This window comes from Streptomyces sp. NPDC037100 (genome assembly GCF_055606225.1).
Genome location: NZ_JBVJSX010000003.1, coordinates 808052 through 832992 on the forward strand (window position 1 = coordinate 808052; position 24941 = coordinate 832992).

The window sequence follows — 24941 nt, forward strand, 5'->3', positions numbered from 1 at the left end:
CGGGGTTCTTGCGTGTTTCAGCGGGTGGTTTCCCGTTCGACCGGCAGCCACAGCTCGGCGTCCGCCTCCGTGCCGTCGGGTGACAGGCGGGTGCGGAGGATCTCCGGGCCGGGGCGGGTGCGGTAGGGGTTGGACGGGAACCACTCGGTGAACACGTCGCGCCAGAGCTGCTGGATGGCCTGGGGGGCGGGCCCCGAGGTGGTGAAGACCGCCCAGGTGCCCGGCGGGACCGGGAGCGCCGTGGTGCCCTCGGGAGCCGGAGCCGGAGCCGGGTCCGAGGTGATCACGGCGTGGTAGTAGTCGAGTTCCGTGCCCTCCGCGCGGCTGGGATCCAGGTCGTCGCAGACGGCGACGAGGCCACGCGGCTCCTGGTCGGACAGTTTCTCCAGGTGCTCCACCACGGGCTTGTCGAGGCCCCGGACGAAGTCGATGATCGCCTGGTTCGGGCCGGAGTGGATCAGGGGGATCCGGGTCTTGAAGCCCGTGACGGTGAAGGCCGGGCGGTCCATGACGCGGTAGTGCATGCTGCTGCTCCCTTCGACGGTGAGGCGGAAGGTCAACCGGGGCTGGGAGACGAGCGCGGCGCCGGTGCGACGGGCCTCGCCCGGGCCCACGCCGTGCATCGCGCGGAACGCCCGCGCGAACGCCTCGCCGGAGCCGTAGCCGTAGCGGACCGCGATCTCCAGGAGCGTCGCGTCCCCCGCCAGCACCTCCGCGCCCGCGACCGTCAGCCGCCGGCGGCGGATGTACTCCGACAGCGGCATGCCGGCCAGGGCCGAGAACATGCGGCGCAGGTGGTACTCCGAGGTGCATGCCGCACGCGCCAGTTCCGCCGCGTCGACGGTGTGGCCGAGGTCGCGTTCGATCCGGTCCATCGCCTGGTTGAGCCGGTCCAGCACGTCCGGTCCCCTTCCTTTCGTGCCTTCACGCTAGGCAGCGCGTGCCCTGCCGCACCCGACATCCTGTGCCCGTTCCGGTCGGGTGCCGCCCCGCACTGAAACGGCGTAGGCGCACCGCCGTCCGGCAGGCGTCCTTAAGCCGCACCCGACATCCTGTGCCCGTTCCGGTCGGGTGGCCGCCCCGCACTGAAACGGCGTAGGCGCACCGCCGTCCGGCAGGCGTCCTTAAGACGTCCCTACCGTGAACGGCTAGCATCGCCCCTCGATCAGTCAGCTGCCGACCGGTACGAGGTGAGGACATGGGGGCGCCCAGGATCGCCGTCGCCGTGGTGACGATGGGCAACCGGCCCGACGAGGTCGACGCCCTGCTGGAGTCCGTGGCCAAACAGGACGTGCCGCCCGAGCGGATCGTCATCGTCGGAAACGGCTGCCCGCTGCCCGACTTCGCGCGCCGGCTGTCGCTGCCCGGCGAGGTCACCACCGTCGAGCTCGACGAGAACCTCGGCTGCCCGGGCGGGCGCAACGCCGCCCTGGCGCGGCTGCGGGAGTTCGGCGACATCGACGTCGTGGTGGATCTGGACGACGACGGACTGCTCGTCGACCCCGACGTGCTGCGCCGCGTGCGGGACCTGTTCGCCGCCGACGAGCGGCTCGGCATCGTCGGCTTCCGCATCGCCGACGAGCTCGGCGAGACGCAGCAGCGGCACGTGCCCCGCCTCGGCAACTCGGACCCCCACCGGGGTGGTTACGTCACCGGCTTCCTCGGCGGCGGACACGGGCTGCGGATGGCGATGCTCGACGAGGTCGGCGACTGGCCCGCCGAGTTCTTCTTCGCGCACGAGGAGACCGACCTCGCGTGGCGGGCGGTGGACGCCGGGTGGCGGATCCTTTACGCGCCGGAGCTGCTGCTCCGGCACCCCAAGACCTCGCCCGCCCGGCACGCCATCTACTACCGGGTGAACGCCCGCAACCGGGTCTGGCTGGCCCGGCGCCGCCTGCCGCTCCCGCTCGTCCCCGTCCATCTGGGCGTGTGGGTGCTGCTCACCCTCGCCCGCAACCGGTCGGGTGCCGGGCTGCGCGCGTGGTTCGGCGGATTCGTGGAGGGCGTGCGGGAGCCGGCGGGGGAGCGGCGGCCCATGCGGTGGCGGACGGTGTGGCGGCTGACCCGGCTGGGACGGCCACCCGTCATCTGAGGTGCCATCCGTGGTCTGGCGTGCCGCGCGTGGTCTGTTGTGCCGCGTGCGGTCTGGCGTCCCGCGTGCGATCTGGTGTGCCGCGCGTGGTTTGGCGTGCCGCCCGTCATCTCACGTGCCGCCACCGTCTGACATGCCGCCAGTCATCTGACGTGCCACGTCGTCTGTCGCGTCGGCGGAGTCCGCCTTGCCACGGAACCCGCGGAATCCACGGAACCCACGGAACCCGCGGAACCGGCAGAACCCAGGGAACTCGCCGCGCCGGAGAGATGGAGAGGGCCCCGGCCGTTCACCTCGCCGACCGGGACCCGGACCCGGCCGCGGCGGCGACACTCCCCCGAGTTGCGCGTCCAGACGCGCGCACCGCCGGGCCAGATCCGATGTAGTGATCACATCAGGCTTTGCCAACGGATCGCTAACATATGGCCAACGCTTCGCCGTTGCGTCATCCGCCGATCGGCCGGAAGTCGCCGAACCCGAGGTCGAGGAGGGCCGGGGCATCGGCTGATCCCGACGCAGCAGGTGAAGGCCGGGTGGCGGAAATCCGTCGCCCAGGAGTGGAAACCCGCCAAGGCGGGGTGCACGGGGGGTAGTGGCGCGATGATGCGGTTCGGGCTGTTGGGCCCACCGGTGCTGTTCCGCGACGATCAGGGCGGGCCCCGGAGTGAGGCCACGCCCGTCGCCAGCGCCAAGTCCCGTGCCCTGCTGGCCTCGTTGCTCCTCGACGCCGGACGGGTCGTCTCCGCCGAAGCGCTCGAGGACGCGCTGTGGAGCGGGGCGCCGCCCGTTTCCGCCCGGGCCTCGCTGCACAATCACATCGCCCGGCTGCGGCGGTTGCTCGACGACCCCGGACGGCTGCGGACCGTGCCGTCCGGGTATGTGCTGCGGCTCGACGAGGGTGAGCTGGACGTCCACGTCTTCGACGGACACGTCACCGCCGCGCGTGCCGCGCACACCGGCCGGGCCTGGGAGCGGGTCGTGCGCGAGTGCGCGGCCGCGCTCGGGCTGTGGCGGGGCGCGCCGCTCGCCGGGCTGCCGCCCGAGGTGGGCGGGTACGCGTTCGCGCAGCGGCTGTGCGAGGCCCGGCTGTTGCTGCTGGAGTGGCGCTACGACGCCGAGCTGGCGCTGGGCGGACCGCGCCTGCACGAGCTGGTGCCGGAGCTGGCGGCGCTGACCGGCGAGTATCCGCTGCGGGAGGTCTACCACCGGCAGCTGATGCTCGCCCTGCACCGCACCGGCCGTCAGGCTGAAGCCCTGGCCGTCCACTGGGACCTGCGTACCCGCCTCGTCGGCCGGCTCGGCATCGAGCCGGGGGCGGGGGTGCGGGAAGCGCACGTGGAGGTGCTGCGGGGGGACGTGGGCGACGGTGGTGCGGGGGAGCCGGGTGGCGGCGGCAGGGAGCCGATGTGCCCGGTCGGCGGGGCGTCACCCGGTGAACCGGGCGGGCCCATGCCGCCACCCGCTCAACTTCCGCCGCCGTCAACCGGTTTCGTCGGCCGCAGTGCCGTACGCGACTCCCTGCACCGCGCGCTCACGGCACCCGGCCCCCACCCCGTCGCCGTCATCAGCGGCATGCCCGGCGTCGGCAAGAGCGCGCTCGCCCTGCAGGTCGCCCACCAGGTGGCGGAACGTTTCCCCGATGGGCAGTTGTACCTCGACCTGCACGGCGCCACCCCGGGCATGACGCCTCTCACTCCTGGCCAGGCGCTCACCGCGCTGCTGCGTGACCTCGGCACCGAGCCCTGCGGCATTCCCGAGCAGCCGGACGCCGCCGCCGCGTTGCTCCGGTCACTGCTCGCGCCGGCCCGCACGCTTCTGGTCCTGGACGACGCCGCGAGCGCAGCGCAGGTACGGCCGCTGCTGCCGGGCGGTGCCGGGTGCGCGGTGATCGTCACCAGCCGTTCGCCGCTGACCGCACTCGACGGCGCGGCCCGGTTCTCGCTGGCCCCTCTGTCGGAGGAGGAGAGCGCCGAACTCCTGCGCAGCGCCTCGGGCCGCGACGGCCTGGACGGCACGGACGCCGCCCGGCTCCTCGTCGAGCTCACCGGCCGGCTTCCGCTGGCCCTGCGGGTCCTCGCCGCGCGGCTCGCTGCCCGCCGGGCCCTGACGCCCGAGAAGCTCGCCGCGCAACTCGCCACCACCGAGGGGCGCTTGTGCTGTCTGGAGTACGACGATCTGAGCGTCCGCCGCTTGCTGACCGCCGCCTACGACGCGCTCGCCGCCTCCGAGCGCGAGGCCGACCGGGACGCGGCCCGCACCCTGCGCGGAATCGGCTCGCTCGACCTGCCCGCCTACGGCGTCCCCCCTCTCGCCCGTCTCACCGGCATCGGCGAACCCCGCACCGAGGCCGCCCTGGACCGTCTCCTCGACGTGGCCCTGCTGGAGGAGACGACGTACGGCCGCTACGTGCCGCACGTCCTGGTGCGCGACTTCGCCCGTGAACGGGCCGGAGAGCGGGGCGCCGTCGACACCGCCGGCACGGGGCTGCACTGGTACGCCGCTGTCGCCGAGCAGCTCCTCACCGCGACCGTGGGACCTGGCCTCGACCAGGACGACATCCCTCCTGGATCCGCCGCTGCCTGAGCCACCGCGGCCTGCTGCCCGGACGGGCCGGGCCGGCGTACGGAGGCGGGCGGGTCGCCGACGCGGCGCCCGGAGCACGCAGGCCGGCCGCACGACCCGCACGGCGAAATCGTCGCCCTCGGCCACTTCGGCAACCTCGTCGAGTGCACCGCAGCACGGGCCGGTATCGAGCACCAAGTGCCCCTGGCGTCCGGATGATCACTTGGCGTCCGCGTAGCACTGGCGGGCGGGTCGCCGACGCGGCGCCCGGAGCACGCAGGGCGGCCGCACGACCCGCACGGCGAAATCGTCGCCTTCGGCCACTTCGGCAACCTCGTCGAGTGCACCGCAGCACGGGCCGGTATCGAGCACCAAGTCGCGTGAGCTCCTGGCGTCCCGGTGATCACTTGGCGTCCGCGTAGCACTCCACCACGGCCGTCGTGAACGGGAACCGCACCGGCGTCTCCCCGAAGGTCAGTCGCCCGGCCAGGGCCGCCGCCTCGCGGATCGCCGCCACGACCGTCTCGGCCTCCTCCGCGGGGCAGTGCACGATCACCTCGTCGTGCTGGAAGAAGACCAGCTCGGCCGCCAGCTCCGCGCAGGTCCTGCGCAACGCGGCGAGCAGCAGCAGCGCCCAGTCGGCGGCGCTGCCCTGGACGACGAAGTTGCGGGCGAAGCGGCCGCGGGCGCGGGCATTGGTGGAGGCGTAGCCGGGCACCCACGCGGCGCTGTCGTCGGACCGGTCCGCCTCGGCGGCCGGGATGCCCGCTTCCTCGGTCGCGTCGTCCGTCCCCCGGGCCGCCGGCGGGCAGGTCCGGCCGAGCCAGGTCCGCACGAGCCGGCCCTCCTCACCGGCCCGGGCCGCGTCGTCGACGTACGCCACGGCTCTGGGGAACCGGCGTCTGAGGGCCGCGAGGTTCTTCAGGCCGTCACCGGAGGTCTGGCCGTAGACCGCGCCGAGCACGGCGAGTTTGGCCTGCGAGCGGTCGCCGGAGAAGGCCCGGTCGGAGACCGACTGGTACAGGTCGCTCTCCCGCCCGGCCACCTCCATCAGGCCCGGGTCGCGGGAGATCGCGGCGAGGACGCGCGGCTCCATCTGGTCGGCGTCGGCGACGACGAGCCGCCAGCCCGGGTCGGCGACCACGGCCCGCCGGATCACCTTGGGGATCTGGAGCCCGCCCCCGCCGTTGGTGACCCAGCGGCCGGTCACCGTCCCGCCCGCGAGGAACTCCGGTCGGAAGCGGCCCTCGCGGACCCAGTCCTGCAGCCATGACCAGCCGTGGGCGACCCAGATGCGGTACAGCTTCTTGTACTCCAGCAGTGGTTTCACGGCCGGATGGTCGACCGTCTCGATCTCCCACCTACGGGTCGAGGAGACCTTGATGCCGGCCTGCGCGAAGGCCTTGACCACGTCGGCGGGCAGGTCGGGGCGGACCCGGCGGCCGAACGCGGCGGACACCTCCTCGGCCAGCTCGGCCAGCCGGCGTGGCTCGCCGCCGCCCGCGTACCGCTCGCCCAGCAGGTCGTGCAGCAGCGTGCGGTGCACCTCGGTGCTCCAGGGCAGCCCGGCGCGGTTCATCTCGGCCGCCACCAGCGTGCCCGCGGACTCGGCGGCCGTGAGCAGCCGCATGCGGTCGGGGTGCTCGGCGCTGTCGTGCCGCCGCTGCTGCTCGGCGTACACCGCGAGGAGGTCGGCCAGGGGCAGGTGGACGCCCTGAGGCTCGAACAGGGAGGACTGGGAGCCCGGTTCCGCGGAGCGCTGCGGCGGATCGGGCGGTACGGGGCCGCCGCACAGCCGGGCCAGGGCGGCCGCGGCCGAGCGTGGTTCCCCGTACCGCCCCTCGTGGCCGAGGAGGAGCGTCTCGGCGGCTTCGATGTCGTAACACCGCTCGACTCGCACCCCCGTGGCGAGCAGGCGCGGGTAGACCTCGGCGGTGGACCGCCACACCCACCGCGTGACGCCGGGACGGCTCCGGACGGCCTCGGCGGGGTGCGCCTCCCGACGCACCGGACCGGCGGGCAGCCCGTCCGGGCCGAGGGGGGCGACGTCCACGCCACCGTCCTCGGTCGGGGCGAGCGCCCATCGGTCGGCCATGCAGCGAGTGTGACAGGGGGGTCTGACAACGCCCCCTGTCGCCGCCCGACGAGGGTCAGGACTCGTCCAGCACGTTCTCCTGTGCCCGCGCGATCTTCTCCAGCGCCCCGGCGACGTACTGCTCGGTCCGCTCCTTGCCGATGCCCAGGCCGCTGAGGACCCCCTGGCCGTTCTCGTGCTCCAGGAGGGCGAGCAGGATGTGCTCGGTGCCGATGTAGTTGTGGCCGAGGCGCAGGGCCTCGCGGAAGGTGAGTTCCAGGACCTTCTTGGCGGCCGGGCCGTACGGCACGAGCTCCGGGGCGTCCTCGACGGCCGGCGGGAGCGCCGCCGTGGCCGCCGCGCGGACCGCGTCGAGCAAGACGCCCTGCTCGACGATCGCCTTCGCGGCGAGTCCCTCCGGTTCGGCCAGCAGGCCGAGGACGAGGTGTTCGGGCAGGCCCTCGGCGTTGTGCGCGGCCTTGGACGCGTTGTGCGCCGCCATCACCACGCTGCGGGCCCGCGGCGTGTACCGGTTGAAGCCCTGGCTCGGGTCGAGATCGGCCGACTCCTTGGGCACGAACCGCTTCTGCGCCGCCTGCCGGGTGACGCCCATGCTCTTGCCGATGTCGGTCCAGGAGGCGCCGGAGCGCCGGGCCTGGTCGACGAAGTGGCCGATCAGGTGGTCGGCCACGTCGCCCAGGTGGTCCGCGGCGATCACCGCGTCCTGGAGCTGGTCGAGCGGCTCCTCGTGGACCTTCTTGATGGCCGCGATGAGGTCGTCGAGACGGATGGATGACGTGGTGTCGGGGTTCGTCATGTGTCAACCGTAGGTTGCACCCTTGAGGATGTCAACCACGAGTTGACACCTGGTCGTGGGTTCCGGGCCGGCCGTGACGGCGTGGCACCATCGGCCCGTGAGTACGTCCAGCACCGTCGACCGCGCGTTCGCAGCGGCCCTCTACGAGACCGGCGAGACGGCCCTCGACACCGGCGCCTCCCTGCTCGCCTCCGACCCGGCGGCGGACCCCGAACTGGACCGGCGCGGACAGGAGTTCGTGGCGGCGGCCTGGCGGCGCGGCTGGCAGCCGGCCGACGTCGTACGGATCGTCCGGCGCGAGCTGGACGACGTCCACGTGCTCCACGTGGCCGCGCTGATCCGTGCACAGGCGCCCGGCGACGGCCCACGGGGCCGCCGCTGGAACGGGCAGCTCGCGGACCTCCCCGCCGACGCCCCGCCCCGCACCGACCGGTTCTCGTACGCCACGGCCGTGCTGGAGCTGTACCGGCTGCTGCTGCGGCTGCCGGCCCTGGAGGCCCTCGACGAGACACCCGGGGCGGCGCCCGGGGAGGCCAGGGCCGAATCGCGGATGCTCACCCGCATCCGCGCCCTGCTGGCCAAGGCGGAGGCGACCGGGTTCCCGGAGGAGGCGGAGGCGCTCAGCGCCAAGGCGCAGGAGCTGATGGCCCGGCACAGCGTCGACGAGGCGCTGCTCGCCGCGCGGGCACCCTCGCCGGACACGCCGGGGGCCTGCCGGGTCGGGGTCGAGCCGCCGTACGAGCAGGCCAAGGCGGTGCTGCTGGACGCCGTCGCCGGTGCCAACCACTGCCGGGCGGTGTGGAACGAACCCCTCGGCTTCTCCACCGTCGTCGGCTTCGAGACCGACCTGGAGGCGGTCGAACTCCTCTACACCTCGCTCCTCGTGCAGGCCACGACCGCGATGACCAAGGCGGAGGCCGCGCAGCGGGCGGGCGGGCGCAAGCGCACCAAGACGTTCCGGCAGTCGTTCCTCGCGGCCTACGCACATCGCATCGGCACCCGCCTGACAGCGGCCGCCGAGACCCAGGTGACCGACGACCTGCTGCCGGTCCTCGCATCCCGCGAGGTCGCCGTCACCGGGCGGCTGGACCGGATGTTCCCGGAGACGACCACGACCCGGCTGCGCGGGGTGCGGGACGCGGCGGGCTGGACGGAGGGCGCGCAGGCGGCGGACCGGGCCCAGGTCCGGCACCGGCCGCCGCTGCGTTGATCTGCCGTCAGCGCCGTCAGCGCCGTCAGTGCCGTCAGCGCCGTCAGCCCCGTCAGCGCGTCAGCGCCGTCAGTCGCCCGACGTCTCGAAGCCGCTCACCGAGGGCTTCTCGTCCGTCCAGGCGACCTCGCCGTACGACCACGTCAGTTCGTGCGCCGTCCTGGTGTCGCCGGGCAGTGTGAAGGACGCCTTGCGCACGGCCAGGCTCTTCGGGGAGCCCGCCTCGCCCCGGACGTAGGTGATGGTGAAGGACGTGGTGGCGCCCTTCTCGAGGGTCAGCGACTGGGCCTTCGCGCCCTCGTCCGGGGAGACGGACGTCGTCTTGTCGTCGGCCAGCAGGTCCACCGCGGGGAAGCCCTTGAGCGTGCACCGCGCGCCCTTGTTGGTGAGCGTGACGGTGACGGTGCCGGTGTCCCCGGCGGCCGGGGCGGCGCCGGCGCCGACCTCCACGCCCATGTCGCCGAGCGCGCAGGCCGCATCGCTCGGCCGGTCCGCGTTCTTGACGTCGTCACCACCGGCCTTGTCGTCGTCGCAGCCGGTCAGCAGGAGCGTCGCGGCGAGGGCGGCGGCCAGGGTGAGGGGAAAGGTGCGCATGGGGTCCTCTGGGCGTGTCGAACGGGAGCGGCATCGGGCCCCTGGATCATCACGCACGCACGCACCGCACGGCCACGCACCCCCTGCGATTCCCCCGAACGCCGGACTCCGGGACGTACGCGTGGTAATCCGTGACGTCGATGCGCCCCGCCCACGCCCCAACGGCGGACGGGCCGCGGTCGCCATAGGCGATCCGCGGCCCGTCCCGGTGGTCCCGGTGGTCCCGGTGGTCCCGGTGGTCCCGGTGGTCCCGGTGGTCCCGGTGGTCCCGGCCCGCTGGTCCCGGTGGTCCCGGTGGTCCCGCCCGTCCCGGTGGTCCCGCCCGTCCCGGTGGTCCCGGCCCGGTGGTCCCGGTGGTCCCGGCCGTCCCGGCGGCCCCTGCCCGTCCCGGTGGTCCCGGCCCGATGGTCCCGGTGGTCCCGGCCGTCCCGGCGGCCCCTGCCCGTCCCGGTGGTCCCGGCCGTCCCGGTAGTCCCGGCCGTCCGCCCGGAGTCGGTGTGTCAGCCGAGGCTAGCCGTCGGCAGGCCCGTCGGCAGTTTGCCGCCCTCGGCCTTCGTGTAGGTCTCCGCGCCGAGGCCGCCCTCCCAGGTGACCTTCAGGCTGCTGCCGTTCACCGTGTCGACCGTGCCGGTCGCCCGGTCCTTGGAGCCGTCCGTGCACTTCAGGCGGATCATCCGCATGCCGGACTCCTCGCCCGCGGTGCCGCTGCACACGCTGCCGCCGGTGGCGAACAGCGCCGCCTGCTCGCCGGTGATCACCAGGGCCACGGCCTTGCCGCCGGTCGTCGCGAGCCAGCTGCCCGCCAGCGCACCGCCGGACGACCCGTCGGAACCGGAGCCGGAGTCTCCGCTCGCCGGGGCGGACGCCGAGGCCGACGGGGAGGGGCCGGCCGACGGGTCGTCGCCCGAGTCGCCGCCGCTGCTGCACGCGCTCAGCACGAGCGCGCCCGCCAGCCCCGCGGCCGCCGCAGCGACGCGTACGGCGCCGGAGCGGCGCGAGAAGATCACCGAAGTCACTGCAAGCCCCCAAGCTGTAGCCGGCCGACCGGCCCGGACGGCACCGGCCGGCCCCGTGGCCGGAACGACCGCAGCAAGCTACCAGGGCCCGTCAAGAGCCCCCGGGGACGCCCTTTACCAGGATGATTTGCGCACGCCGGGCAAATACCCCGCGTGCGCCTGCTCCCGCAGACTCACCCGGGACAGCCCGAACGCCCGGAAGTAGCCGCGCGGCCGGCCGTCCACCTGGTCGCGGTTGCGTACGCGCGTGGCGCTCGCGTCGCGCGGCTGCCTGCGCAGCTCCGCCTGCGCGGCGAGCCGTTCGGCCTCCGTCGACGACGGCCGCCGGATGATCTCCTTCAGCTCGGCCCGCCGGGCGGCGTACCGCGCGACGACCTCCTGCCGCCTGTCGTTCTTCGCGATCTTGCTCTTCTTCGCCATCAGATCCTCACTCCCCGGGCGCGGATCCGGGCGACGGCCGCCTCGATCCCGATCGTGTCGACGGTCTTGATCCCCTTGGTACTGAGCCGGAGCCGGACGTACCGGCCCTCGCTCGGCAGCCAGTAGCGCTTGGACTGGATGTTCGGGTCGAACCGGCGCGGCGTGCGCCGGTGGGAGTGGGAGATGCGGTTGCCGAAGCCCGGCTGTGTGCCGGTCAGCATGCAGTGCGCGGACATGGGTGGTGACGTACCTCTCTGCTCAAGTTATGGAAATGGATTTCATTTTCAGTATCATAGCGGCATGGCACGCAACGAACTCCGTCCGGTCATCAAGCTCCGGTCCACCGCCGGGACCGGCTTCACCTACGTGACCCGCAAGAACCGCCGCAACGACCCGGACCGCATGACCCTGCGCAAGTTCGATCCGGTCGTCGGCCGCCACGTCGACTTCCGAGAGGAGCGCTGACCATGCGCCAGGGAATCCACCCGGAGTACGGGCCCGTCGTCTTCCGCGACCGTGCCGCGAACTACGCCTTCCTCACCCGCTCGACCCTTTCCGCCACGGCGAGCGAGAAGACCGTCGAATGGGAGGACGGCAACACCTACCCGGTCGTCGACGTCGAGATCTCCGACGTCAGTCACCCCTTCTACACCGGCACCGCACGCGTCCTGGACACCGCCGGCCGCGTGGAGCGCTTCGAGCGCCGGTACGGAAAGAAGGGCTGATCCCGTGGCTGTCCCCCCTGGACTCCCCGTCGTGATCGTCGGGGGCTTGCACGCCGACGCCCGCAGGGCGGCCGTCGCGCGGCTGCTCGCCGACGTGCCCGGCAGTGTCGTCCTCCACCACGACCTGGCGACGGCCGCCGCGGGCACGGTCGTACGGACCATCCGGGATGCCTCCGGTGTCCTCGACGCGGGGGAGGCACCGCTCGTCAACGACTGCGCGTGCTGCGCCCTGCGCGAGGACCTGGTGCCGGAGCTGGAGCGGCTGCGGGACGCCGGATCCACCCGGCTCGCCGTCGTCGAGCTGTGGGACTCCGTCGAGCCCAAGGCCATGGCCGAGGTCGTCACGGCGGGCGGGCTCACCGTCACCGGCGTGATCACCGCTGTCGACCCGGCCCTGGTCCTGCCGTACCTCGGCAACGGCGACGACCTGGCCGACGCCGGTCTCGCCGCCGCCGCGACCGACCAGCGCACGGTCGCCGACACCTTCGCGCGCCAGCTGGAGTACGCCCCCGTCCTCGCCGTCGCCGACTCCCCGGAGGCCGACGACGAGGACCACGAGCTGCTCGCACAGCTGCACCCGACCGCCCGCCGGGCCCCGGTCGGAGAGGGAGCCCCCGCGGACCGGGCCGACGACGACGCCCTGACCGTGCCGGCCCCGCGCAGGCGTCCGCTCTCGCCGCTGGCAGAGGCCGCCCTGGCCGGCTTCGACGTCGAGGCGGCCGCCGCCGCCCAGCACCCGGCCTGCGCGCTGCTCCCCGCCGAAGCCGACGCGCACGGCGTCTCCACCCTGGTGTGGCACCGGCGCCGCCCCTTCCACCCGGAGCGGCTGTACGCCGCACTGGAGGACCTGACCTGCGCGGCCGCCCGCAGCCGGGGCCGGTTCTGGCTCGCCGACAAGCCCGACACGCTGTTCCACTGGGACGCGGCGGGCGGGGCCCTGTGCGTGGAGAGCACGGGCCCGTGGCTGGCGTCCCTCCCGGACGCGGCCTGGGAGATGGTCCCGCCGGTGCGCCGCGCCGCGGCAGCGCTGGACTGGCACCCCGAGCACGGTGACCGCGGCCAGCACCTGGTCTTCACCTCGCCCGGCCTCGACCGGGACGGCCTGGAGCGGCTGCTGGAGTCCTGCCTGCTGACCGACGCCGAGTACGCGGCCGGGCGCGACGCCTGGCAGCGGCTGCCGCACGCCTTCGACACCCTCCTGGAGGTCTGACCCGCCATGCCCCGCAAGCCCGACCGCAAGCCCGCCAAGGACCGGCCCAACCCCCTGTACCAGGCCGGGATCACGTACATCGACTACAAGGACACCGACCTGCTGCGGAAGTTCATCTCCGACCGCGGCAAGATCCGAAGCCGCCGTGTCACCCGGGTGTCGTCCCAGCAGCAGCGGCAACTGGCCAAGGCCATCAAGAACGCGCGCGAGATGGCGCTGCTGCCGTACGCCGGCCGCTGAGCCCCTCCGGGCCGGGTGAGGTTCCCCACGCTTGACGGGTGGGGAACCTTTTGCCCGTGCCGTGACCGGCCGGGGTGCGCCACCGGCCGACCGGCGTCGTGGCGCGCGGCGGGTCGTCCAGACCGGGCCCGACGCCGGTCGGACCGGCCGCGCGGCGGCATTCCCGCGCGCCCCGCCGAGGTGCTCCGGGACGCGGGCCGCGCGGGTCGGCGGGAGCCGCAGGCCGAGCGCGGGTCCGGCAATGGTCCGAGCCGGGCACCGGCCACCAGGACGACCCCGGTCTCCTGCGACCGGCCCATTTCTCCCCGTCCTCGCAGGCCGCGACCGCCTTCCGGATGCGGGTCGGTCGGTCGAACGCCTTTCGCCCGGCCGTGCGTCTCAGCTCCCGCTTCTCCGGTGCGGCCCCCGCGCCGCCGCCTCGTCCCGCCGCCGAGTGGATGCTCCGCCTCCACCGGACCTCCCCGAACCGGGCCACTTCGGCGCAGTCCGCAGGGAACGTGAGGCGGGGGCGAGCCGTCAAACAGTCGAGAGCTTCGGTCAAGCGGTCGTCCATCTGTAACCGCAGGAGCACCCCGCGTGCACGTGCATCTGCCCAAGCATCTGCACATGAACAGGGCTATGATCCGGGTCAGTTGACCACTGCACCAATGGCCACACCAGCCAGTGCACCACCGGGGAGCGACCTGTGGACCACGACGTGTACAACGGTATGGCGGCCGCCGGACTGCGCGGTGTGGCCTGGCAGAAGAGCCGGCACAGCAACTCGCAGGGCTCGTGCGTGGAGTTCGCCCGGCTGCCGGGCGGTGACGTGGCCGTGCGCAATTCGCGCTTTCCCGACGGCCCCGCGCTGGTCTACACCCGTGCCGAGATCGAGGCGATGCTGCTCGGCGTCAAGGACGGCGAGTTCGACCACCTGGTCGGCGGCTGAGGCTCCGTCTGCCCCTGTGAAAAGGGGACGATCCGCCCTCAGTGCGCGGTGACGCGCGTAGAACCGCGGCGCGAGAATGCGCCGCGGTCTCTCATTTCCCGTCGGGTCGTGAACCGGCGTGCGACAGCCGGAACAGCGCCCAGACCACCTTGCCCTCGAGCGCGCCCGCGAGCGGGTGCCAACCCCAGCTGTCGCTGAAGGAGTCGACGAGGAACAGCCCGCGTCCCGACTCGGAGGAGAAGTCGTCGGTCTCCCGGGCGACCGGACTGTCGTGACTGGGATCGCGTACCGCGCACACCAGCCGCTCGGTCCACCGCATCAGGTGCAGCCGGACAGGGGGTTCACGGTCGCCGGTACACGCGTTGCCCGCCGGCAGGCCGTGCCGCAGCGCGTTGGTGACGAGTTCCGAGACCACCAGGCAGACGTCGTCGAACCGCTCGCCCATGTCCCACTGATCGAGGGTGCTGCGGGTGAACCGCCGTGCCTCGCGCACCGCTTCGTAGCGGGCGGGAAGGGCACAGGAGGCGGCGTCGGACACGGCCGCGGGATCCAGCGGCGGAAGGCCCTGCCGTAACGGCTCGAGCATGGTCGATCCATTCGTCCCCATGCGAGGCACTCCCGGGAATTCGCGGTCGGTGCGATGCGGCGGTGGTGCGGGACCATGGTTTCGGATGCGTACAGCAGATGCAAGGGCAGATGCACGTGCACGTGACCGGAATGAGATGGCCCGTACCGGTTGTTGGGAAATTTTTCCGTCATCTTCGCGTCGTCCTTTGGCCGTTCACTTGCCTTCTCCTTGCTCCCGCGCGCGGGCGTCGACCGTCTCGATTCCGTTTCCGTAACCGGGCGAGTACTGCTCGGAGTGATTTAGTGGCAGACTGCGGCCCCTGAAGACGTTGGGGAGGCTGGCGAACGTGAGCGCGGGAGAGCCGGGATCGGTGGTGCGGCGCATGCTGCTCGGATCACAACTCAGGCGACTGCGTGAGGCGCGGGGCATCACGCGTGAGGCGGCGGGCTATTCGATCCGCGCCTCCGAGTCGAAGATCAGCCGGATGGAGTTGGGCCGGGTGAGCTTCAAGACCAGGGACGTCGAGGACCTGCTGACCCTGTACGGCATCACCGACGAGCAGGAGCGCCTCTCCCTGCTGTCCCTGGCCAAGGAGGCCAACGTCGCGGGGTGGTGGCACAGTTACTCGGACGTGCTGCCCAGCTGGTTCCCGACCTATGTCGGCCTGGAGGGCGCCGCCTCGCTGATCCGGGCGTACGAGGTGCAGTTCGTGCACGGTCTGCTGCAGACCGAGGCGTACGCCCACGCCGTGGTCCGGCGGGGCATGCAGGGGGCGAGCGAGGCCGACGTCGAACGCCGCGTGGCGCTGCGGCTGGAGCGGCAGAAGCACCTCTTCGACGAGCGCTCGCCCGACTTCCACATCATCCTGGACGAGGCCGCCCTGCGCCGCCCGTACGGCGACCGCGAGGTGATGCGGGGCCAGCTCCAGCACCTCATCGAGATCTCCGAGCGGCCCAACGTCCGGCTCCAGGTGGTGCCGTTCAGCCTCGGCGGCCACTCCGGCGAAAGTGGCGCGTTCACGATCCTCAGCTTCCCGGAGTCCGACCTGTCGGACGTCGTCTACCTGGAGCAGCTCACCAGCGCGCTGTACCTGGACAAGGTCGAGGACGTCGCCCAGTACGAGAAGGCGCTCAAGGAGCTCCAGAGCGAGAGCCCGGGCCCGTCGGAGAGCCGGGACCTTCTGCGGGGCCTCCTTCAGCTCTCCTGAAGTACTCCTCCAACTCGCCTGAAACATCAGTACGATGACGTGTGATCAGATCGTGAAGGCGCGATCAGGGGTCTGCCAGGGATCGAGGGATCACACATGTCGTCGTCCTACTTCACCGACCTTGCACAGCAGTACATCGACGGTGAGTGGCGCCCGGGTACCGGTTCCTGGGACATCATCGACTTCAACCCGTACGACGACGAGAAGCTGGCGTCGATCACGATAGCCACGGCCGACGAGGTCGATCAGGCGTACCGGGCGGCGGCCCGCGCCCAGAAGCAGTGGGCCGCGACCAACCCCTACGCCCGCCGGGCGGTCTTCGAGAAGGCGCTGCGCCTGATCGAGGAGCGCGAGGCCGAGATCTCCGAGGCCATCATCGCCGAGCTCGGTGGCACACGTCTGAAGGCCGCCTTCGAACTGCACCTCGCCAAGGAGTTCCTGCGCGAGGCGGTCCATCTGGCGCTGGCCCCCGAGGGGCGGATCATCCCCTCGCCGGTGGACGGCAAGGAGAACCGCGTCTACCGCGTGCCGGTCGGTGTCGTGGGCGTGATCAGCCCCTTCAACTTCCCGTTCCTGCTGTCGATCAAGTCCGTCGCCCCGGCGCTCGCGCTCGGCAACGCGGTGGTGCTCAAGCCGCACCAGAACACCCCGATCGTCGGCGGTTCCCTGGTCGCGAAGCTCTTCGAGGACGCGGGGCTGCCCGGCGGGCTGCTGAACGTCGTCATCACCGACATCGCGGAGATCGGCGACGCCTTCCTCGAGCACCCGGTCCCCAAGGTCATCTCCTTCACCGGTTCCGACGCCGTCGGCCGGCACGTGGCGACCGTCTGCGCCCGGCTGTTCAAGCGGTCCGTCCTCGAACTGGGCGGCAACAGCGCGCTGGTGGTCCTCGACGACGCCGACATCGACTACGCGGTCGACGCGGCCGTCTTCAGCCGCTACGTCCATCAGGGCCAGGTCTGCATGGCCGCCAACCGGGTCCTCGTCGACCGGGCGGTCGCGGACGAGTTCACCGAGAAGTTCGTCGCGAAGGTCAAGACCCTCAAGGCGGGCGACCCGCGCGACCCGGAGACCGTCATCGGCCCGGTCATCAACTCCTCGCAGGCGGACGCCGTCTCCGGCGTGGTCGAGCAGGCCCTCGCCGAGGGCGCCACGGCCCTGGTGCGCGGTGGGCGGACCGACAACCTCGTCGAGCCGTCGGTGCTGACGGACGTCCCCGCCGACTCGGCGCTGCTGCGGCAGGAGGTCTTCGGGCCGGTCGCGTTCCTGGTCCCGTTCGACGGCGAGGAGGAGGCCGTACGCCTCGTCAACGACACCCCGTATGGCCTGAGCGGTGCCGTCCACACCGGGAACATCGAGCGGGGTGTGGCGTTCGCCAAGCAGATCGACACGGGCATGTTCCACGTGAACGACGGCACCGTCCACGACGAGCCGATCGTCCCCTTCGGCGGTGAGAAGCACTCGGGCATCGGCCGGCTCAACGGCGACACGATGCTCGACTCCTTCACCACGACCAAGTGGATCTCTGTGCAGCACGGCCGGAGCGGGTTCCCGTTCTAGAGGCCTTCTGGCATCCGGCCGGAAGCCTCGCGCGCCCGGGCCCTTGCGGACAGAACCTGACCGCAAGGGCCCGTAGCTTTGTCGGTGTCGGGGGAGAGGCCCCCTGACCAGGCGAAAGGCGGCGTTTCATGGTCACTCACGTTCCGGCGGAGGCACACGGCGACGAGCGCGGGGCGCTCCTGTCCTTCATCGCCGAGCAGCGGGGCGGCGTGCGCCGGGCGGTGCTCGGGCTGACGGACGAGCAGGCCTCGTCGCGGCCGAGTGCGAGCGAGCTGTCCCTTGCCGGGCTGGTCAAGCACGTCGCCGAGGTCGAACAGATGTGGATCTCCCTGGCCAAGGGCGAGCCGCCGGCCGTCGTGCGGGACCAGAGCAACTGGCACGAGTGCTTCCAGTTGGTCGAGGGCGAGACGGTCGAGTCGCAGCTGGCGTACTGGGAGAAGGTCGCCGCCGAGACGGAGGCCTACATCCGCTCGGTGCCGAGCCTCGACGACACCTTCGCGCTGCCGGCGCAGCCCTGGTTCCCACCGGACGGCCGGGTCTCGCACCGCTGGCTCTGCCTGCACCTCATCCGCGAGACGGCCCGGCACGCCGGTCACGCCGACATCGTCCGCGAGTCCCTGGACGGCAGGACCGCCTTCGAGCTGGTGGCCGAGGAACAGCGGGCGGTGGCCGAGGCATAGCCTTGGCCGCATGTCAACGATCCGCCTCCTCGTGCTCGGCGCGGTCCGTATGCACGGGCGGGCCCACGGCTACCAGGTGCGCAACGACCTGGAGTACTGGGGCGCGCACGAGTGGTCCACCGCCAAGCCCGGCTCGATCTACCACGCCCTCAAGCAGATGGCGAAGCAGGGGCTGCTGCACGCGCACGAGATCGCTCCCTCCACGGCCGGCGGTCCGCCGCGTACGGAGTACGAGATCACCGGGCCGGGCACCGAGGAGTACTTCCGGCTGCTGCGGGAGGCGCTGGTCACCTACGACCAGCGCGGGGACATGAAGACGGCCGCCGTCGGCTTCGTCGTCGACCTGCCGCGTGCCGAGGCGGTCGCGCTGCTGAAGGAGCGCACCCTGCGCATCGAGCAGTGGCGGGCCGCCGTCCTGGAGCACTACGTGCCCGAGGAAGGGCCGGGGCAGCTCGGGCACATCGGCGAGATCATGAACATGTGGGTCCACACGGCCGACTCCGAGGCCGAGTGGACCCGCGGTCTCATCGAGCGCATCGAGGGCGGCGCCTACACCTTCGCCGACGAGGGCGATCCGTTCGTCGGGGTCCTGGCCGACGGCGAGGAGAACCCGTACGCGACGGGGGAGAAGCACCCCGGGGACGCTCACTAATCAAGTTTGACGAATGGCTCGGACGGGTTTACGTTTGAGCTCGTAGTCAAGTTTGACTAGCGAGGGAGACTCAGTGGCCGACACGGCGATCACCGTCGAAGGCGCGGAGAAGACGTACGGCGACAAGAAGGCGCTCGACGGGCTCGACCTCACGGTCGCGCGCGGCACGGTGCACGGAGTGCTCGGCCCGAACGGCGCCGGCAAGACCACCCTGGTGAGGGTCCTGTCCACCCTGCTGCGGCCCGACGCGGGCCGCGTCGAGGTGGCCGGGCACGACGTGGTGCGCGAGGCGTACGCCGTGCGGCTGCGCATCGGCCTGCTCGGCCAGCACGCCGCGCTCGACGAGGAGCTCGGCGGCCGGCAGAACCTGGAGCTGTTCGGCCGGCTGCACCACCTGGGAGCGAGGCGGGCACGCGCGCGTGCCGGGGAACTCCTGGAGCGCTTCGATCTGACCGACACCGGCCGCAAGGCGGTCCGGCAGTACAGCGGGGGCATGCGGCGCCGCCTGGACCTGGCCGCCTCCCTGATCACCGAGCCGGAGGTGCTGTTCCTGGACGAGCCGACCACCGGCCTCGACCCGCGTGGCCGCGCCGAGGTGTGGGCGTCCGTCCGCTCCCTGGTCGGCGGCGGTACGACGGTCCTGCTGACCACGCAGTATCTGGAGGAGGCCGATCAGCTCGCCGACCGCATCTCGGTCGTCGACGCCGGCCGGGTCATCGCCGAGGGCACGGCGGACGAGCTGAAGGCCGAGACCGGCGGCGACCGCATCGACGTGACCCTGCGGCACGCAGGCCAACTGGGGGCCGCCGTCGCCCTGTTGCCCCTCACCGGGGTCAGCGTCGACGCCGACCGGCGGCTGCTGAGCGCGCCGGTGACCGACCGCATGGAGGCGCTCTCCGGGGTCGTACGGGCCCTTCACGAGGCCGGGATCGAGGCGGAGGACGTCGCGCTGCGCCGCCCGACGCTGGACGAGGTGTTCCTGCACCTCACCGGTGACGACCGCCGAGTGAAGGAGGCCGCGTGACCGCCTACGCCCTGACCGACTCCTGGACCATGACCCGCCGGGAACTCGCCCGCTGGGGACGGCAGCCGGTGCAGCTCGTCGTCAACCTGGTCTTCCCCGTGATGCTCCTGCTGATGTTCGGTTACCTCATCGGCGGCGGCCGGGGCGTGAGCGGCGAGTACCGCGACTACCTGATCCCCGGCATGCTCGCGCTCACCATGGCCTTCGGCCTGGAGGGCACGATGCTCGCCGTCACGCAGGACCTCAACAAGGGCGTGATCGACCGCTTCCGCTCGATGCCCATGGCCAACGGGGCGGTGCTGGTGGGCCGTTCGGCCGCCGACATGCTCCAGTCGGCGCTCGCCCTGGTCGTGCTCATCGGCGTCGGCGCCGCGCTCGGCTGGCGTCCCGGCGGCGGCCCGACGGCCCTCCTCGGGGCGATGGGCCTGCTGCTCCTGTTCCGGTTCGCCATGCTGTGGATCGGCATCCACCTGGCCCTGGTGGCGGGCAAGCCGGAGATGGTCCAGGCCGTGCAGATCCTGGTCTGGCCGGTCGGCTTTCTGTCCAACGCCCTGGCCACCCCCGGCTCGATGCCCGGCTGGCTGGGCACGGTCGTCGAGTGGAACCCGATGTCCCACACGGCCACGGCCGTCCGCGACCTGTTCGGCGTGCCCGGCACGGAGTCCGGGCACGTCTGGGCGGCCGTCGCCTGGCCCCTGGCTCTGCTGGCGGTGTTCTTCCCGCTGGCGGTGCGCAGGTTCGGTCGGCTCAGCCGGTGAGTGCGGAGGTTTCAGCCGTCCGTGCGCGACGGGAGGACGGCTGATGCCTCGCCGGCCTCGGGGGAGGGGCCGCCGCCCGGACCGGAACGCGCCTTGACGTCCGCATGCACGAGAAGGCGGGCGCCCCTGCTCTCCGCGATGCGGCACACGTCGGTCAGGGCCTCGCTCATGCGGGCGAGGAGGTAGCGGAGCTGGACGGCGGTCACGTGCTCGTCGTCGAGCATGTCGCAGAGGTGGGCGAGCAGGTCGGCGGCCATGTCGAGCTGAATGCTCTCGGCGGTGTCGGCGGCCCGGGAGAGGCGACCGCTGCCGTCGGTCAGGAGATAGCAGGGCCTGCCTTCGGGACTTGACCAGGGCAGGAGGCGGGCGGGGGTGAGGGCGTGGTGTGTCATGCGGTCAGTCCCAGGTGCGTCGGGTGGGGGTGCGGGTGCGGGGGCAGGTGGATGCGGATGCCCTGCGGGGTGATCAGCAGGGAGCGGCGCCGGGCTTGTCGGCGTCGCTCCTGCTCTCGGCGCTCGTGCGCGATGACGTAGGGGCGTACGAGGTTGTGGTCCTCGCCGCGGAGGGGGCGCGCGCCGAAGCAGTGCGGGGGCGGCCCCGCGGCGGGCGGCGGCGCGGGGCTGTCGTAGCCGTCCCGTGCGTCGAGCCGACGTCGTCCCGTACCGGGGGCGACGAAGTTGAGCAGCGGTACGAAGAGGCGGGCGATGAGGCCGAGCATGACGTGACTCCTGATCGATGTCGCGTTCTGTAGCGATCGACGTACAGAGTGAAACGGCCCGTACTAGGCTCGCCAGGGGGTTCGATGTGACAGAGCATTTGTCACAGGGGAGTTGATCTCGTGGGCACCAACTACGGTGACTGGCTCAAGGAGCAGCGCGAGGCGGCGGGGCTGACGCAACAACAGCTGGCCGAGGCCGCGGTCATGACTCGAACGCACATCGCGCATATCGAGGCGGGGCGTCGGGTGCCGTCACGGGAGGACGCGCGGCGGCTGGATGACGTGCTGAACACGGGAAACGTGCTGAGTCGCTTCCTGCCGCAGGAGGAAGTGGCGGTCGCCGACTACTTCGAGGCGGCCCGGCTGCTCGAACAGCAGGCGGTGATGATCCGGGAGTTCGCCCTGTCGTTCGTCCCGGGCATCCTCCAGACGGAAAGGTACGCGCGTGCGGTTTTGAGCACGTCGTTCCCTCAGGTGAGTGAAGAGGAATGTGACAGGCTCGTTGTCACACGCCTTGAGCGGGCGAAAATCCTGGACGACCCGGTCACGCCCGTAGTGTGGGCGCTGTTGGACGAGGCGGTGTTGCGGCGCCGCATCGGCGGACCAGGTGTCATGGCGGAGCAGCTCAACCACCTTGTGCGTCTTGCCGAGACCGGTCGGATCCAGGTGCATGTCTTGCCGTTTGCCCTGGGGACTCACCCACTCCTGAGCAATATGCTCACGCTGATGTGGTTCGAGGACCAGCCACCGGTGGCCTACGGCGAGGGCCTGTGGATGGGACGGGTCCATGACTCCCCGTCCATCGTCCAGGAAATTCAGCATCGCTACGATTTCGCGCTGGGCAACGCCCTGCCTCTGAAGGAATCCCTGGCTCTGCTCAGGGCGACAGCAAGGGACTGCGAACGCCATGACCGACCGAGTCATACCGAGCACGGCGGGGCTGGAGGGGTGGCGTAAGTCCTCCTACAGCAACGACCAGGGTGGCAGCTGCCTCGAAGTCCTCGACGACCACCGCCGGGGCGTTCCCGTACGCGACTCGAAGACCCCCGACGGACCCGCACTGATCGTTCCGGGGCCCGCTTGGTCGACGTTCGTCACGGCGGTCAAGAGCGGCTGCTTCCCCTCCTGACCGCCTGCCGACGCACCCGACTCGCTAGTGGTGGAAGCTCGTCGCCGCGCCCCTGCCCTCCGTCAGCGGGCGCGGCTGCCGCCGCAGTTCCGGCAGCAGGCGTTCCAGGTCCTCCATGAGGAGCTCGGCGAGATCGGCGGTGAAGCCGCTGCGGCACACCACCCGCAGCACCGACAGGTCCTCGCGGTTGGCCGGGAAGGTGTACGCGGGCACCTGCCAGCCGCTCTCGCGCAGTCGGCGGGAGACGTCGAAGACGTTGTACGCCTTCACGTCCGGGGCCGTCGTGAAGGCGAACACCGGCAGCTCGTCGCCCCGGGTCAGCAGCCGGAAGTCGCCGAGCTCCTCGATGCGTGCGGCCATGCCCATGGCCACGTCCCGCGCGGCCTGCTGAACGGCCCGGTAGCCGGCCGTGCCCAGCCGCAGGAACGTGTAGTACTGGGCCACGACCTGCGCGCCCGGCCGGGAGAAGTTGAGCGCGAACGTCGGCATGTCGCCGCCCAGGTAGTTCACGCGGAACACCAGCTCCTCCGGCAGCGCGTCCGCGTCCCGCCACAGCGCCCAGCCGACGCCCGGGTAGACGAGGCCGTACTTGTGCCCCGAGGTGTTGATCGACGCCACCCTCGGCAGCCGGAAGTCCCACACCAGCTCCTCGTCGAGGAACGGCGCGACCATCGCGCCGGACGCCCCGTCGACGTGCACGGGGATGTCGAGCCCGGTCCGCTCCTGCAGCGCGTCCAGCGCCGCGCACAGGTCGGCGACCGGCTCGTAGGACCCGTCGAAGGTCGAGCCCAGGATCCCGACGACCCCGATGGTGTTCTCGTCGCACAGCTCGGCCGCGGCCTGCGGGTCCAGGTGGAACCTCTCGCCCTCCATCGGGACCATCCGGGGCTCGACCTCCCAGAAGGCGCAGAACTTCTCCCAGCAGACCTGCACGTTGATGCCCATCACCAGATTGGGCCGGGCCCCCGGATACCGGTCGGCGTTGCGCTTCGCCCAGCGCCGCTTCAGCGCCATCCCGGCGAGCATGCACGCCTCGCTCGACCCGGTCGTCGAACACCCCATGGCCGTCGCCGGGTCGGGCACGTGCCACAGGTCGGCGAGCATCGCCACGCACCGCCGCTCCAGCTCGGCGGTGCGCGGGTACTCGTCCTTGTCGATCATGTTCTTGTCCCGGCACTCCGCCATCAGCAGCCCGGCCTCCGGTTCCATCCAGGTGGTGACGAACGTGGCGAGGTTCAGCCGCGCGTTGCCGTCGAGCATCAGCTCGTCGCGTACCAGCTGGTGGGCGATCTCCGGTGGCATCGGCAGGTCCGGGAGCCGGTGTGTGGGAGGGGCCTCGGCCATGTCGGCGAGGGGGTTGGCGGGACCGTAGAAGGGGTTGACGGACATCCGGCGTTCGTCGGGCGTGCGGGGGCCTTCGTGGAGCGGCAAGGGAGCCTCCTGTCGGTCGGGTGCGAAAGGGCGATGTCATCGGACCGGTGTCCCGTCCCGCCGCAGCTGCATCTGCGGCCGTCCCGTCACCAGCAGCCAGGCCGGCAGCGAGGCGATGCACAGCAGGGCGATGACCCCCGGCTCGGCGACCAGCACGGCGGCGACGAACAGGCTGATCCAGCCCTGCCGCGTGATCGCCAGCAGCACCCCGAGCACACCGGCGGACACCCCCACCGAGGGATGCACCCCGGACACCAGCGCGTGCGCGCACAGGCCGAGGGCGGTGCCGACGAACACGGCGGGGAAGATCCGCCCGCCACGGAAGCCGCAGGACGCGGCGACGACCAGCGCGGCCAGCTTCACCACCGTCATGACGGCGAACTCCCCGGCCGACCAGCCGTCCGGGTCGTGCGCCAGCGTGGCGATCTCGTCGAGCCCCTTGAACAACGTCAGATGGCCGCCCAGGGCCGCGAGAGCGCCGAGCACGACCCCGCCCGCCGGGAGCATCAGCATCGGATGCCGCAGCCGCCGGAACGCGGCGTGGACGTACGGGAACGCGCGCACGGCGCCCATGCCGAGCAGCGCGCCCTCGGAGGCGACCACCGCCGCCGCGAGGAGGTCCGCCCAGCCCGCGTCGCCGAACGACGGCAGGTCCAGGTCGAAGCTCGGGTGATCGAGGAGGGAGACGGTCAGGGACCCGGCGGCCGCGGCGGTCAGCGGCGCAAAGAGGTTGTCCCACAGCAGTCCGCGCGTCTCCTGCCGGCTCAGCACCTCGGAGATCACCAGGGCGGCCGCCACGGGCGTGCCGAACAGCGCGCCGAGGGTCGCAGCCTCCGCCAGTGCCGGCCAGATCCGGCCGGGAGCCCGGGGGATGAACCGGCCGCCCAGCCAGACCGCCAGGGCGACGTTCGTGGTGATGACCGGGTTCTCGGGGCCGAGACTCGGGCCGCCGGCCAGCATCAGCGCGTTCGCCAGCAGCAGCCCGGGGATCACCAGGGGCGGCAGGACGGGGGCGTCCAGACCGACGGTGGCGGGATCGGGGCCCGCGTGCCCTGGGACCTTCCACACCACCAGCCCGACCGCGATGCCGGTCGCGACGAGAACCACGAACATCCACGCAACGGAATACCGGCCGATCCCGAGCGCGTCGGGCACGGTCTCCCACAGCACGTCCTGGAGCTGGTCGGCGGCGGCCTCCACCCCCACCAGGATCAGGGCGGAGACCACGCCCACGGTGACGGCGGGCACGATCGACGGCAGCAGGGTACGGGCGGGAGTCGACGGGGTGACGGAGGGCGCCTGGTCTTCGGAGTCCTGGACCACGGG

General features: G+C 72.1%; 28 protein-coding genes. 16 read left to right on the forward strand and 12 right to left on the reverse strand.

The genetic code is table 11. The features are described 5' to 3' along the window. Positions 1–17: 17 nt before the first annotated feature. A complete protein-coding gene (locus tag ACZ7EG_RS13710; RefSeq protein WP_471076765.1) occupies positions 18–899 on the reverse strand; it encodes an AraC family transcriptional regulator in 882 nt (293 codons plus the stop codon). 299 nt (positions 900–1198) lie between these two features. Between ACZ7EG_RS13710 and ACZ7EG_RS13715 the strand changes: the two genes are divergently transcribed. Then, positions 1199–2092, forward strand: a complete 894-nt coding sequence (locus ACZ7EG_RS13715; RefSeq protein WP_471076768.1) for a glycosyltransferase family 2 protein — start codon at positions 1199–1201, stop codon at positions 2090–2092. 600 nt (positions 2093–2692) lie between these two features. After that, positions 2693–4675 (forward strand): AfsR/SARP family transcriptional regulator, encoded by a 1983-nt coding sequence (locus ACZ7EG_RS13720; protein ID WP_471076771.1) that lies wholly within the window; start codon positions 2693–2695, stop codon positions 4673–4675. Positions 4676–5057: 382 nt separating this feature from the next. Here the strand turns inward: ACZ7EG_RS13720 and ACZ7EG_RS13725 are convergent, their stop codons facing one another. After that, positions 5058–6749 carry a bifunctional 3'-5' exonuclease/DNA polymerase gene (locus tag ACZ7EG_RS13725; RefSeq protein ID WP_471076774.1) on the reverse strand — a complete coding sequence of 564 codons (1692 nt, stop codon included), beginning with the start codon at positions 6747–6749 and terminating at the stop codon, positions 5058–5060. Positions 6750–6804: 55 nt separating this feature from the next. Next, positions 6805–7545, reverse strand: a complete 741-nt coding sequence (locus tag ACZ7EG_RS13730) for a Clp protease N-terminal domain-containing protein (RefSeq protein ID WP_471076777.1) — start codon at positions 7543–7545, stop codon at positions 6805–6807. A gap of 97 nt (positions 7546–7642) precedes the next feature. Between ACZ7EG_RS13730 and ACZ7EG_RS13735 the strand changes: the two genes are divergently transcribed. Continuing rightward, positions 7643–8755 carry a DUF2786 domain-containing protein gene (locus ACZ7EG_RS13735; RefSeq protein ID WP_471076780.1) on the forward strand — a complete coding sequence of 371 codons (1113 nt, stop codon included), beginning with the start codon at positions 7643–7645 and terminating at the stop codon, positions 8753–8755. Positions 8756–8824: 69 nt separating this feature from the next. Here the strand turns inward: ACZ7EG_RS13735 and ACZ7EG_RS13740 are convergent, their stop codons facing one another. The 4 genes from ACZ7EG_RS13740 to rpmB all read right to left on the reverse strand — a co-directional run bounded on the left by ACZ7EG_RS13740 (position 8825) and on the right by rpmB (position 11021). Then, positions 8825–9349: a DUF4232 domain-containing protein gene (locus ACZ7EG_RS13740; RefSeq protein WP_471076783.1), complete on the reverse strand. Its 525-nt coding sequence runs from the start codon at positions 9347–9349 to the stop codon at positions 8825–8827. A gap of 500 nt (positions 9350–9849) precedes the next feature. Next, complete coding sequence (locus ACZ7EG_RS13745; protein ID WP_471076785.1) at positions 9850–10365, reverse strand: hypothetical protein; 516 nt, start codon at positions 10363–10365, stop codon at positions 9850–9852. Between the two features lie 114 nt (positions 10366–10479). Further along, entirely contained in the window at positions 10480–10785 is a 306-nt protein-coding gene (gene rpsN / locus ACZ7EG_RS13750) for a 30S ribosomal protein S14 (RefSeq protein ID WP_062928325.1), read from the reverse strand. Continuing rightward, the gene (gene rpmB / locus ACZ7EG_RS13755) at positions 10785–11021 is read right to left on the reverse strand and encodes a 50S ribosomal protein L28 (protein WP_344461052.1); all 237 of its coding nucleotides are present in this window, start codon (positions 11019–11021) and stop codon (positions 10785–10787) included. Before rpmB ends, rpsN begins: the two co-directional genes overlap by 1 nt. A 64-nt stretch (positions 11022–11085) precedes the next feature. On the opposite strand from rpmB, the gene rpmG reads away from it, so the two are divergent. From rpmG to ACZ7EG_RS13780, 5 genes are all read left to right on the forward strand, one after another. After that, positions 11086–11250, forward strand: coding sequence for a 50S ribosomal protein L33 (rpmG, locus tag ACZ7EG_RS13760; RefSeq protein WP_053669727.1), 165 nt, complete (start codon positions 11086–11088; stop codon positions 11248–11250). Between the two features lie 2 nt (positions 11251–11252). Continuing rightward, positions 11253–11510 carry a type B 50S ribosomal protein L31 gene (locus ACZ7EG_RS13765; RefSeq protein WP_185012383.1) on the forward strand — a complete coding sequence of 86 codons (258 nt, stop codon included), beginning with the start codon at positions 11253–11255 and terminating at the stop codon, positions 11508–11510. Between the two features lie 4 nt (positions 11511–11514). Then, positions 11515–12720, forward strand: coding sequence for a CobW family GTP-binding protein (locus tag ACZ7EG_RS13770; protein ID WP_471076790.1), 1206 nt, complete (start codon positions 11515–11517; stop codon positions 12718–12720). Positions 12721–12726: 6 nt separating this feature from the next. Beyond that, positions 12727–12960, forward strand: a complete 234-nt coding sequence (gene rpsR, locus ACZ7EG_RS13775; protein ID WP_351631386.1) for a 30S ribosomal protein S18 — start codon at positions 12727–12729, stop codon at positions 12958–12960. Positions 12961–13669: 709 nt separating this feature from the next. Further along, positions 13670–13888, forward strand: a complete 219-nt coding sequence (locus ACZ7EG_RS13780) for a DUF397 domain-containing protein (RefSeq protein WP_050810297.1) — start codon at positions 13670–13672, stop codon at positions 13886–13888. 91 nt (positions 13889–13979) lie between these two features. On the opposite strand, the gene ACZ7EG_RS13785 is transcribed toward ACZ7EG_RS13780, so the two are convergent. Beyond that, complete coding sequence (locus tag ACZ7EG_RS13785; RefSeq protein ID WP_471076794.1) at positions 13980–14495, reverse strand: ATP-binding protein; 516 nt, start codon at positions 14493–14495, stop codon at positions 13980–13982. Between the two features lie 343 nt (positions 14496–14838). Here ACZ7EG_RS13785 and ACZ7EG_RS13790 point away from each other — a divergent pair, with 343 nt between their 5' ends. From ACZ7EG_RS13790 to ACZ7EG_RS13815, 6 genes are all read left to right on the forward strand, one after another. Continuing rightward, positions 14839–15663 carry a helix-turn-helix domain-containing protein gene (locus ACZ7EG_RS13790; RefSeq protein ID WP_471077086.1) on the forward strand — a complete coding sequence of 275 codons (825 nt, stop codon included), beginning with the start codon at positions 14839–14841 and terminating at the stop codon, positions 15661–15663. 96 nt (positions 15664–15759) lie between these two features. Further along, on the forward strand, positions 15760–17223 hold the full coding sequence (locus ACZ7EG_RS13795) for an aldehyde dehydrogenase family protein (RefSeq protein WP_471076797.1): 1464 nt from the start codon (positions 15760–15762) through the stop codon (positions 17221–17223). Positions 17224–17351: 128 nt separating this feature from the next. Further along, positions 17352–17903: a DinB family protein gene (locus ACZ7EG_RS13800; protein WP_471076800.1), complete on the forward strand. Its 552-nt coding sequence runs from the start codon at positions 17352–17354 to the stop codon at positions 17901–17903. A gap of 10 nt (positions 17904–17913) precedes the next feature. Further along, the gene (locus ACZ7EG_RS13805; RefSeq protein WP_471076803.1) at positions 17914–18555 is read left to right on the forward strand and encodes a PadR family transcriptional regulator; all 642 of its coding nucleotides are present in this window, start codon (positions 17914–17916) and stop codon (positions 18553–18555) included. A 73-nt stretch (positions 18556–18628) separates the two neighbouring features. Further along, positions 18629–19579 carry an ATP-binding cassette domain-containing protein gene (locus tag ACZ7EG_RS13810; protein WP_471076806.1) on the forward strand — a complete coding sequence of 317 codons (951 nt, stop codon included), beginning with the start codon at positions 18629–18631 and terminating at the stop codon, positions 19577–19579. Next, the gene (locus tag ACZ7EG_RS13815; RefSeq protein ID WP_471076809.1) at positions 19576–20337 is read left to right on the forward strand and encodes an ABC transporter permease; all 762 of its coding nucleotides are present in this window, start codon (positions 19576–19578) and stop codon (positions 20335–20337) included. The genes ACZ7EG_RS13810 and ACZ7EG_RS13815 overlap by 4 nt, the downstream gene beginning before the upstream one ends. 11 nt (positions 20338–20348) lie before the next feature. On the opposite strand, the gene ACZ7EG_RS13820 is transcribed toward ACZ7EG_RS13815, so the two are convergent. Next, positions 20349–20729 (reverse strand): hypothetical protein, encoded by a 381-nt coding sequence (locus tag ACZ7EG_RS13820; RefSeq protein ID WP_471076812.1) that lies wholly within the window; start codon positions 20727–20729, stop codon positions 20349–20351. Next, a complete protein-coding gene (locus ACZ7EG_RS13825; RefSeq protein ID WP_471076815.1) occupies positions 20726–21055 on the reverse strand; it encodes a hypothetical protein in 330 nt (109 codons plus the stop codon). The genes ACZ7EG_RS13820 and ACZ7EG_RS13825 overlap by 4 nt, the downstream gene beginning before the upstream one ends. Before the next feature lie 120 nt (positions 21056–21175). Here ACZ7EG_RS13825 and ACZ7EG_RS13830 point away from each other — a divergent pair, with 120 nt between their 5' ends. Then, entirely contained in the window at positions 21176–22012 is an 837-nt protein-coding gene (locus ACZ7EG_RS13830; RefSeq protein WP_471076818.1) for a helix-turn-helix domain-containing protein, read from the forward strand. After that, a complete protein-coding gene (locus ACZ7EG_RS13835; protein ID WP_466770212.1) occupies positions 21963–22184 on the forward strand; it encodes a DUF397 domain-containing protein in 222 nt (73 codons plus the stop codon). Before ACZ7EG_RS13830 ends, ACZ7EG_RS13835 begins: the two co-directional genes overlap by 50 nt. Positions 22185–22208: 24 nt before the next feature. Here the strand turns inward: ACZ7EG_RS13835 and ACZ7EG_RS13840 are convergent, their stop codons facing one another. Together ACZ7EG_RS13840 and ACZ7EG_RS13845 are read right to left on the reverse strand one after the other, a co-directional pair. After that, the gene (locus ACZ7EG_RS13840; RefSeq protein WP_471076822.1) at positions 22209–23615 is read right to left on the reverse strand and encodes a glutamate decarboxylase; all 1407 of its coding nucleotides are present in this window, start codon (positions 23613–23615) and stop codon (positions 22209–22211) included. 36 nt (positions 23616–23651) lie between these two features. Further along, positions 23652–24938 carry an ion channel protein gene (locus tag ACZ7EG_RS13845; protein ID WP_471076825.1) on the reverse strand — a complete coding sequence of 429 codons (1287 nt, stop codon included), beginning with the start codon at positions 24936–24938 and terminating at the stop codon, positions 23652–23654. Positions 24939–24941 lie beyond the last annotated feature (3 nt).